Origin of the sequence: Kordia sp., assembly GCF_045105435.1 — a bacterium.
GTDB lineage: Bacteria > Bacteroidota > Bacteroidia > Flavobacteriales > Flavobacteriaceae > Kordia.
Genome location: NZ_JBGCDL010000357.1, coordinates 1 through 5141 on the forward strand (window position 1 = coordinate 1; position 5141 = coordinate 5141).

Genomic DNA, 5141 nt, shown 5'->3' on the forward strand with positions numbered 1-5141 from the left:
ATATTCCCTGTGTAAGTTATAATGGTAAACGAATCGGTAGTTGCTGGGATAAAACCATCAATTGTATTGATATCTAAAACTCCGAACAGCGTTAAATCACCATTAACAAATACATGATCATGGCCGTTTTCAAGTCCAATTCCTGCGTTTCCTTGTATATCTAGCATAAAACCAGCTTCTGGGCTACTGAGCAAAGAAGAATCAAAACTCAAATCACCAATAACGACTCCAGGATTAATAACCGCAAAATTTCTTGCAAGGTCAAAATCCATCGTACCACTACCTTTAATTTCTCCTCCATTTCTGTTTGCAAAACTATCTTCACTATATATAACTGCCGATTCTTGCAACATCAATTCAGCGCCAACATTTGTTAAACTTTGACTATACAATTGTTTTGACACACATAACAATAAAACAAATAGTAATTTTTTAATCATAATAATTCTATATTTCAATAAGAATAAAAGTAATTCACACATATACATTCAAAAAATGAATGAATGTTAAGAAGCTAAAAAGACTGTTTTTTACTAGGATTTGAGGGAGAATAAAAAGCGAAAACAGCAATACATTCCAAGTAAAGAAAAAATAAGTAAAAATCATACTTTTTATATATTTATTTTGATGAAATTATATTAAAAACCTTCTCCACTTACCTTTTTTCTTAAAAAGAAAATCACAAAATAGTGTCATTTTTATTACAAAATGAAATATTTTTACTGTCAATTCCATGAATTGATGTATTTTTTTACATTTTTAAGAAATTATATTTTAAACACTTAAAAAACAACATTTTACACCTACACAATACATGCTATTTTCCGTGAATATAGTGTCTGTTTTCGCGAAAAGGGGCAAAAACCTGTTGTAGTTTGCATGTAACAATAGTACATTTACGTATACCAATTTTATAGAAATCCCTAAAAACCAGCATAACAAATGTTAACTAAAAAAAACTGTATTGAATGTCATCAAATGAACTATCGTTACGCTACGATCTTTTAAATTCCCAAATGAATCCGCATTTTATCAATAATGCAATTCAAAGTATCTGTAATGCAATTACCAAAGGAAATGTGAACCAGTCAATTAATTGGCTAAATAGGCTTTCACATTTATACCGACTCGTCCAAAAATCTACGAAATGCAAATTGATCGATTTACAAGACGAAATTGAAATTTCAACATTGTATATAGAATTGCAACGCGATCTTTTCAATAAAGGTTTTGCATACACTATTATGATTGATGAAGCGCTAAAAAAAGATTTAGAATTTACAAAAGTGCCGCCACTTATTTTTCAACCGTTAATTGAAAATGCAATTATTCATGGTTTGAAAGGAATGAAACGCAACGGAAAAGGCGAATTGAAAATTTCAATTGTGCTAGAAAAAGAAATGTTATACGTGTGCATTACCGATAATGGTGATGGCATCCTAAAAACAAAAAAAGAACTGAATGAAAGTGACGGAATTTCGCTTGAAAATATAAATGAACGCTTAAAAATCATCAATGATAGCGCATGTGAACAAAAGTTTTTGGACGTGCGAACAGTTCGAAATGATGCTGGTGGCATTGCTGGAACTAAAAGTTGTCTTAGAATTCCATTAATTCAAATTTAAAAACCAGCCACATCCATGTTTAACATCAATTTGACTCTGTTGTAAATATTAGGTAATTTTGCCTTAAACTCTTCAGGTGTTTCAAAGAAATGTTCTATCAAAACTGATAAGAATTCATACTGATTTTCAAAAGCATAATCGCGCAAATAACCGATTCTTATTAGGCGTTTTTGCGCAGCAGTATCTGTTAAAGAAGCAAGTAATAATTTGTAATGTTTTAAAAACAAACGTGCATTATAACTTTTTTCTGTCAAGAAACTAAAATGCAATGCGTGCGTAAGTTCATGAATTCCTAAATTTAGATTGTCATCTTGAATTTTGATACCTTCTTCAAAATCTTCCCATGAAAACACTAAGGTTCTGTATTTCGGATTGGCTTCTCCCTTGTGATATTGTTGCGTAATGTTTGAAAAATAATGTTCTGGATATACCAAAATCGTTTCAAATCGCGAAAGCAAATACCGACCAAATCCGAACGTAATCATAATCGCTGTAGACGCAATTAACAATTGCATGCGCTCCGTTACAAATAAATTTTCACGCCCTACAAAAGTATGATATCGAATAAAGCGCAATACTCTATGTTCAAAAATACGCTTCTCTTTCGGAGTCAATTTGGTATAAAAGGGCAATTCTTCAGCAACAACAACGCGTTGTCTTTCTGTAAACAAATTCGCAAATAACACAGTGCGATATAAGTTTGTCTTTCGATAAAAAAATCCTTTAATATAATTTAATGGCAATGGTATTAATTTAGGAAATACGCAGTTTGGTAAAATTTGTAAATCGGTTCGTTTGCTAAAATAACTATTCTGTTGAATAAAAAAATAGAAAAATGGTCTGTAAAAGTTAAAAAATGTACTCAATCGATCAAAAACGGCAAAACTTATCTATTTTAGTGATGAAATTATTCAATAATTATATATTTTTAGCCTATTAAAGAAGCTATGATGAAACGTATTCCAACCTTAAAATATATAGCATTAGCAATCATTTTTGCTTTTGCAAGCTGTGCTGATGATGATTCAGTTATTATTACACCCGAAGCTGAAAACCCAAACCCGAATCCAGTTCCAGTAAACTTGGCTCCTGAAGTAGAAGTGTATGAAGCTGATAAAATCCATAACAATTTAACATTGGCGATTCACGCAGGTAAAAATTTCTCAACAATACTAGATAAAACTGGGCAAGTTGTACACGAATTTACTTTTGATAATGTGTTAGGAAATGACTTAGAAATATTACCAAACGGAAAACTCTTAGGAATTTTTAAAGATACAAGTACCGAAATTCAATTTGGTGGCTCAGCCGGAATTGTAAGGATATTAGACTTCAACGGAAATGTTGAATGGGAATATATATTAAATAATGCTGATTTTGTATTGCATCACGATGTAGAGATGCTTCCAAATGGAAATGTTTTATTATTGGTTTGGGAACGTATTCTTGAAGCTGATGCTGCATTACAAGGATCTGTAAATCCTGGTAATATTTATCCTGAAAAACTAATAGAAATTGATCCTGCTACAGACACAATTGTTTGGGAATGGAGAAGTTTTGAACATATCATTCAAGATGACGATGCTTCACTTCCCAACTATGGAATTGTAAGTCAAAATCCGAATAAATTTAATGTCAATTACAATCCTGCAAATAATGGAGATTTTATGCACGCAAATGGTTTTGATTATGATGAAAACAAAGATGTCATTTATTTAAGTGTCAACTTTTTTAGCGAAGTATGGGTCATTGATCACAGTACAACAACTGCAGAAGCAGCTACTGAAACTGGCGGAAATTATGGCAAAGGTGGCGATATCCTATACCGATTTGGAAATCCACGCGCGTATGACAATATGATGGGAGAAGTGCGAAGCGATCGCAATCACTACCCAAATTTATTAGAAAATGGTGTGCCAGGTGACGGAAATATGTTGGTATATGTAAACGGATTTGCCGAAGGAGTTTCTACAGTTTACGAATTAGAAATGCCTGCTACATTTTCACTAACGCCCGATACTGACAATGAGCCAACCGTAGTATGGTCTTATACAAATACGGATATGTTTTCTGCTAAAGTTTCTGGAGCAGAACGTCTCTCTAATGGAAACACATTAATATGTGAAGGCGATTTTGGTTTCTGGGAAGTTACACCCGAAAAAGAAGTTGTTTGGCGTTACAATGGCGGAGTTGGTTCTTTCTTTTGGAGAGCGTATGATTACGAAGTAGACGATCCAAATTTGGCAATTTTAGGACTCTAATCTTAGTCAGATACTTTTAAGTTTTATTTATCGTTATTTAAAAGAATAGTGGTGCATATTATATGTACTTTTCACTAAAATCAATCGTATGCGATCAATTTACTTTTTAGCACTCTACTTTCTTTTGCCTTTTTCAGAAGTACAAAAGGTTGAAACAGCTTTTAATGGTTTCAAAAAAATCAAAAAAGACGTTTTAAAAATCGCTCAAAAGAAAAATATTCCAGCATTTAATTTGCTGATTCAACAAGGAAAAGAAAAATTTGAACTTAACTATCATCATCCAAAACTAAAAGACCAATCTGTTTATGGAATTGGAAGTACAACCAAACTTTTGGCAACTACGCTTATTTTTAAATTGATTGAAGAAGGAGAATTGATACTAAACGATCCTGTTTCAAAATATATTGACTTTCTACCAAACGAATACATTGCCAATATTACCATAAAACAATTACTAAATCACACAAGTGGCTTGGCTGATTATACGCAAAATCCACAATGGATTCAAAAAGTCATCAACGGACAAGCGCCAAAAACATTTGCAGAAAAACTAGCATTCATAAACACCGAACAAAATCATACAAATACTTTTAGCTATAGCAATACAAATTATGTCTTCTTAGAAGAAATTGTTTCAAAAATAACGAAGCAATCTTTTAAAGAAGCGTTCAATAATTTTTATAAAAATCTCGGATTTGAAACCATTCAAATTGGTGAAACTCCAGAAAATACAATCGCTTTTTTTGCGCAAGACGAGAAGAAAAGTTCTGACGTTTCTCAATGGCGAGAACATTACGGTTTTGATGGTGGCGCGTTTGCAACTACAGAAGAAATGAACTTGTTTCTTCATAAAATGTTCGTCGAAAAAAGCATCTTACAACAATCGAGTTTACATACAATGCAAACGTGGATTTCCATGCAACCAATGGAGATTCCGATAGGGAAAGCTGGAAAAATAGCTGCGTACGGATACGGAATTATGAAACTGACCTACAAAAACGAAACGTATATTGGGCATTCTGGCGGCACACTAAAATACCAATCGTTCCTATTTTATAATGAAGCAAATAACACCGCTATTAGTTTTACAACCAATTGCAGCGGATTACACTATAACAACGTATTTTTTCAAGAAATGATTCCTGTAATTTTAGATCGATTGTAGTATTTATAAAAAACTCAAAATGAAATATTATTTTCTATTTAACCCGTTGTGCATTTGGAATTAAAAAAGTATAATGAAGCGTCAGTTCGA

At 32.3% G+C, this 5141-nt stretch carries 5 protein-coding genes; 3 read left to right on the forward strand and 2 right to left on the reverse strand.

The window, feature by feature from the left end; all coding sequences use genetic code 11:
- A partial coding sequence (locus tag AB8B65_RS18130) for a hypothetical protein (protein ID WP_405302698.1) occupies nt 1-440 on the reverse strand: 440 nt, incomplete at its 3' end.
- A 528-nt stretch (nt 441-968) separates the two neighbouring features.
- Here AB8B65_RS18130 and AB8B65_RS18135 point away from each other — a divergent pair.
- Nucleotides 969-1625 (forward strand): sensor histidine kinase, encoded by a 657-nt coding sequence (locus tag AB8B65_RS18135; RefSeq protein ID WP_405302699.1) that lies wholly within the window; start codon nt 969-971, stop codon nt 1623-1625.
- Here AB8B65_RS18135 and AB8B65_RS18140 read toward each other — a convergent pair.
- Entirely contained in the window at nt 1622-2311 is a 690-nt protein-coding gene (locus AB8B65_RS18140) for a zinc-dependent peptidase (protein WP_405302700.1), read from the reverse strand. The two genes, AB8B65_RS18135 and AB8B65_RS18140, sit on opposite strands and share 4 nt — an antisense overlap.
- Nucleotides 2312-2575: 264 nt before the next feature.
- Between AB8B65_RS18140 and AB8B65_RS18145 the strand changes: the two genes are divergently transcribed.
- Together AB8B65_RS18145 and AB8B65_RS18150 are read left to right on the forward strand one after the other, a co-directional pair.
- On the forward strand, nt 2576-3886 hold the full coding sequence (locus AB8B65_RS18145; protein WP_405302701.1) for an aryl-sulfate sulfotransferase: 1311 nt from the start codon (nt 2576-2578) through the stop codon (nt 3884-3886).
- A gap of 88 nt (nt 3887-3974) precedes the next feature.
- Entirely contained in the window at nt 3975-5051 is a 1077-nt protein-coding gene (locus tag AB8B65_RS18150) for a serine hydrolase domain-containing protein (RefSeq protein ID WP_405302702.1), read from the forward strand.
- Nucleotides 5052-5141: the final 90 nt, after the last annotated feature.

Excerpts from the sequence above, each read along its gene's own strand:
- AB8B65_RS18135 (WP_405302699.1), top strand. The coding sequence starts at position 969 with ATGTCATCAAATGAACTATCGTTACGCTACGATCTTTTAAATTCCCAA.
- AB8B65_RS18145 (WP_405302701.1), top strand. The coding sequence starts at position 2,576 with ATGAAACGTATTCCAACCTTAAAATATATAGCATTAGCAATCATTTTT.
- AB8B65_RS18150 (WP_405302702.1), top strand. The coding sequence starts at position 3,975 with ATGCGATCAATTTACTTTTTAGCACTCTACTTTCTTTTGCCTTTTTCA.